This is a genomic window from Candidatus Jordarchaeum sp. (assembly GCF_052745115.1).
Window position 1 is genome coordinate 1 of sequence record NZ_JBRAKS010000294.1, and the last position, 4,898, is coordinate 4,898.

Consider the following 4,898-nt stretch of genomic DNA (forward strand, 5'->3'; position numbering starts at 1 on the left):
CATGACCCCACCATAAATGTGCTAATTCATGAGCTATATAAAACTCACTATGACGAGGAAAATTTAATGGATTATCACCCTTAAATACTTTCTGCCTTGCCATAGGATGCTTATTTATTAAAATAATAAACATTTTGCAACAAATATATTGAAAATTGAAAAACTCATACTGCAAAAATCAAAAAATAACGTTTAAAAATATTACATTAAGAAACAAAAATTCGTGATTATCCCATTAAAATTTACTAATCGAAAAATATAAATATAAAAAAGAATAATTAATAATACAAAAGTTACTTAACATTATATAATCCAACCAAAAAATAAAACACAAAATTCCATCTCCCCCCTAAAAATTCATAAAATCACGCTTAGCTATGCGATTAACGCAAAGAGGAGGGAAAAAAGGGAATCACGCGGGCGCCACATCTAGAGGTCCCCGTATGATTCCCTTTCATTCCTTTAAAAATTTTCTTGTATTATTTATACTAGATTAGTTGATTTTACTGTTGTAAATTTTGTGTGGAATTGAAGGATAATATTTTTAGTTTATTTTTAGGTACTGAAACCGTTTTTGTTTTATGATAATTTTAATCTTCAAAAACTGAGTTTAATTCTAATTGGTTTAAAAGTGATATTTCTAATGATTGAGATAGGTTTTTTAAAGTGTCTATTATCAAAAGTAAAATAATACTTCCTTCAGTATCTGCATGGTTTTGGGGCTGAGACTTTGAAGGTAAAAGGTGAAAAAGTTTTAGTAACTGGTGGTGCGGGCTTTATTGGAAGCCACCTAGTCGACAGACTAGTTGATCTGAGCTGTGATGTGATAGTTTTAGATAATCTTTCAAATACTACCACCGAATACATTCAGGATCATATTGATAGAGGTCGAATTGAATTTGTTAAGGGGGATGTGAGAGATTTTGAAACCGTTGAGAGCTGTCTTGATGATATTAGTCTAGTCTTTCATTTCGCAGCTCAGTATGATGTTCGAAGAAGCGTTTCGGACCCGGTCTATGATTTTGACATTAATGTTAATGGAATGATCAACATTCTGGAAGCGATGCGAAAAAATGATGTTTTAAACATAGTTTTTGCCTCTAGTGGTGGAACTCTCTATGGATTAGCCGACGCAATCCCCACTCCGGAAACTTATCCCCCACAGCCTATTAGTCCATATGGAGCCTCAAAGGCTGCTTCTGAGATGTACATTTCCGCGTACTGTGCCTGTTACGGGTTATGTGGAGTATCCCTAAGGTATGCCAATATAATAGGTCCCAGAAGTTTACATGGAGTTATTTTCGATTTCTATCAAAAACTCAAAAAAGAGCCAAAAAGTCTAGAAATTCTGGGTGATGGAAAACAGAAAAAATCCTATATGGATGTATCAGACTGTGTGAGTGCTTCTCTTCATATCACAGAGAAAATTGAAAGGGGGTTCAATATTTTCAATATAGGATCTGAAGAATGGGTGACTGTGAACTATATTGCAAAATTGGTTATAAATCAGTTAAAACTTACAAACGTCGAACTTAGTTATACCGGTGGAGAACAAGGTTGGATAGGAGATGTACCCCTGATGTTACTAAGTATATCAAAACTCAAAGATTTAGGATGGAAACCTACAATGCGGATAGACGCTGCGATACGAAGATACGTCAAGTGGCTTGTTGAAAAATATGGTAGTCTATAAAACTTTCATTTTATAAAATATATGTACATTTAGTGTAAATTTTCGGACTTATTTTCAAAATATCAAGTGGTAAAGTTGAAATGTAGTCGATGTGGCTTATGTTGCCATAACACCGAGATGCTTTTGTCTTTAAAAGACATTTCTAGGCTTGAAGCTTTGGGTTATAATCGCAAAGATTTTGTAACTATTACCCTTGAGGGATTCCACCAAATCAGAAACATAGATGGTAAGTGCTTTTTTTATAGGAATAAGTGCATTGTGTACAACTCACGTCCGGAGGGATGCGTTTACTATCCCATTATACTAGATCCCGATGGGAAGAGATGTTTGGTCGATGAGGAATGTCCAAATTATTATACAGTTACAAAGAGTGAAATAAAACGCAATTGTAAAAATCTGAAGAAGCTTTACAAAGAACTGATAAACGAAGCCCAAAAACGTTAAAAAAAGAGCCACTAGAAATTGTTTTCTTAAATTTAAAAAAAATCTAAAATTAACAAATTGGATTTACTATTTCGGGGGAGGAATCTCAATCTCCTCGTCACCAATTTTTAGAGTTACCCCTATCGGCAGTCCTTTTCTTATAGATTCTGATATTATACAAAAATTTCGAAATACATAAATACACCATTCCCTCATTTCTTCTAAATCATTTTCTGTGGATGGCTCTACATTCAGAACCACATCCACCTTCTCAATTCTCACCCTTTCATTCACCCGGGTATATTTTCCCCTCACCTTTGCATGCATCTTTTTTAAACTTATATCAAACTTGATTATTGAAAAAATTAATGATGATGAAAGACAACCACCAATTGCTAAGAGCAAGTAATCTGCAGGGTTTGGTGCCGAATCCGTTCCATGTGGTTCCAGTTCATCAATCTCAATTTTATGGTAACCGTCTAGTTCTGCTTTAAACTTAAATTGATGTTGCCACCAAATATCTGCTTCGAAAAATTTGCTTTTTTGTCTTCCAGTCAAACTGTTAACCTCCTACTAAGAATAAGTTTCACGGTTAGAAATGACAATCATAAACATTTAATATAAATTTCGATTTAACCTAGAGAGTATTAGAAAAATTATTTTCCAAATCTTAATGGGAATAAAATTTCCGCATTATATGCTTCCAAATCTTAACCAAAAGTTTAATCTTTACATTTTCATGTCTATTTTTTAGGGAGAAAATCTATTCTTTAGGCAGGAATCTCTACCGTAGAGTATAAATATGTGGGTATTTTAAATGAAACAATTAAGTATTAAGCATATAGGTGTGAGCGTTGGTCGAGACAAGAACCCTAAAAAAGGCGATGCTTGAAATTAGTGAGAACATATCAAACGCAGTTAACGACATAAATGACGTTCAGGTAAATCAACTAGTAGAGCTCTTAGTTAATGGGTTAAAGGATAACAGAAGAATATTTGTTATAGGTGCCGGGCGCTCTGGATTAGTGGTTCGAGCATTTGCGATGCGACTCATGCACCTCGGATTTGAAGTTTTTGTGGTTGGTGAAACAATAACCCCCGCTGTCACGGAAAAAGATATACTAATCGCAATCAGCGGCTCCGGCAGGACCAAACTCGTGGTCGAGAGTTCCCGCATCGCCAAAACAAATGTCGGTGCCACCCTGGTCGTTCTCACCTCTTATCCCGACTCTCCTCTAGCTCAGTTAGCCGACCTGGTGGTTGAGGTTAGAGGTCGAACAAAGGTAACGGAACAAAATGATTATATCCAGCGTCAAATAAAAGGAGAACACTCCCCGCTAACACCATTAGGCACCCTATTCGAATCCACCGTGTCCGCATTCCTAGACGGATTAATAACCGAACTAATGGAAAAAACAGGAAAAGAAGAAAAAGACCTTCAAGAACGCCACGCCGTAATAGAATAAACTTCAACTAACCATAACCGATACAAATTTCCAATTAAAACGACTTCAAATTCAAGTCAAACTAAGGACTAATCGCCATCGTGTTCCCTGATCCCACTACGATAATTTTTCCCTTATCTAACTCACCAATTGTGGCCTCAATTTTTTCAATAATTCTAGGAACCGCGTCGCGAATTTCATCACTCATCCTGGTAAAATACTCTTCGTTAGACATCTTCACAATCAATGATATTAACGGAATTTTTTTCTGGGAAGCCAGCTCCTCAAGTCTGAATTTTTCCGGTTCAGAGACAAAAGCAACACCGGTCGCAGGTGTTACGATAACCGATTTCTCCCCCTCAAGCTTAACCTGAGCGCAAATAATAACCACACCCGCTACCTTTTTCTCCTCCAAAATTTTGGCTTCCACAACCTTGCCCAAATTTCTACTCCTAGCCCCTGGACCCTTAGGTTTAACTATTACCAGATTCCAGTCCTTATACTTTTTCTCAGAAACAACAACACCATCCCTAACCTCGAAAGGAGAACCATCCATAAGTTCCGCTGCCACCAGAGGCCCAATACTCTCTCCGATAGGCTGAGCATCCACATAAGCCTTCACAGCTTTAAAACGTATCTTCGCTTCCCGAACAAGAAGTGAAAGATTCATAGTCGCCTGCATCATAGTCTCAAGGCTTTTAGACTTTTTACTGGACAGATAAATCTCTCTCACCATTTTGAAAGTCCTATTAAGAATTATCGCTTCCCTAAACATTTGTTTAAGATTCTCCAACTTCTCTAAATCCCCGTCTGGAGACAACGGCTTAACCAAAGTCTCCAAGGTTTCGTCCCCGGTATCAAGCAGGTATTCCAGCCGGTTCATAACTCCCGATTTATCAGTTTCGATTGGAGCTATAATAAAGTAATCCAAAATCTTATCGAAACCCTCCTCCTTCTCCTCCTTCATCAACCTATCATCAAAACACGACATTATCAGGGTTCTAGCTTCCTTAACCATTTTAGAAATCTCTTTAAGACTCTTCCTAACTTTCCTCAACTCTAACCTCAACATTATTTCCCTTTGATAGATACAGAAAATACAAAATCCAAAATAAATCAGAAAACTAATGCCCATTAGAGTAGATTGCCCATCCATACAAAACTCCTCTAAGACACATAATTTAATCTCAAACTAAATCCTAACCAGTCTCACTTCTTTACCACACAAGTTCCATACAGATTCAAACATCAAAATTTTCTATCATACCCAAATAGAGTATTAAATTAATTATTGGAAAAATATGCGATAAGCTTTTTAAACCCTTTCCAGAATCCAC

At 36.5% G+C, this 4,898-nt stretch carries 5 protein-coding genes; 3 read left to right on the forward strand and 2 right to left on the reverse strand.

Annotated elements, in window-relative coordinates:
• Window positions 1-730: 730 nt before the first annotated feature.
• Window positions 731-1,693: an SDR family NAD(P)-dependent oxidoreductase gene (locus tag ACUVXA_RS16315; RefSeq protein ID WP_445872346.1), complete on the forward strand. Its 963-nt coding sequence runs from the start codon at window positions 731-733 to the stop codon at window positions 1,691-1,693.
• A 75-nt stretch (window positions 1,694-1,768) separates the two neighbouring features.
• Window positions 1,769-2,137: a YkgJ family cysteine cluster protein gene (locus ACUVXA_RS16320; RefSeq protein ID WP_445872347.1), complete on the forward strand. Its 369-nt coding sequence runs from the start codon at window positions 1,769-1,771 to the stop codon at window positions 2,135-2,137.
• Between the two features lie 66 nt (window positions 2,138-2,203).
• Here ACUVXA_RS16320 and ACUVXA_RS16325 read toward each other — a convergent pair whose 3' ends face one another.
• A complete protein-coding gene (locus tag ACUVXA_RS16325; RefSeq protein ID WP_445872348.1) occupies window positions 2,204-2,674 on the reverse strand; it encodes an OsmC family protein in 471 nt (156 codons plus the stop codon).
• Between the two features lie 296 nt (window positions 2,675-2,970).
• On the opposite strand from ACUVXA_RS16325, the gene hxlB reads away from it, so the two are divergent.
• Window positions 2,971-3,582: a 6-phospho-3-hexuloisomerase gene (gene hxlB, locus ACUVXA_RS16330; RefSeq protein WP_445872349.1), complete on the forward strand. Its 612-nt coding sequence runs from the start codon at window positions 2,971-2,973 to the stop codon at window positions 3,580-3,582.
• Between the two features lie 61 nt (window positions 3,583-3,643).
• Here the strand turns inward: hxlB and ACUVXA_RS16335 are convergent, their stop codons facing one another.
• Window positions 3,644-4,717 carry a DUF1512 family protein gene (locus ACUVXA_RS16335; RefSeq protein WP_445872350.1) on the reverse strand — a complete coding sequence of 358 codons (1,074 nt, stop codon included), beginning with the start codon at window positions 4,715-4,717 and terminating at the stop codon, window positions 3,644-3,646.
• Window positions 4,718-4,898 lie beyond the last annotated feature (181 nt).

What these genes read in the sequence shown, in the direction of transcription:
- ACUVXA_RS16335 (WP_445872350.1), bottom strand. Translation starts at nt 4,717, where the DNA reads ATGGATGGGCAATCTACTCTAATGGGCATTAGTTTTCTGATTTATTTT.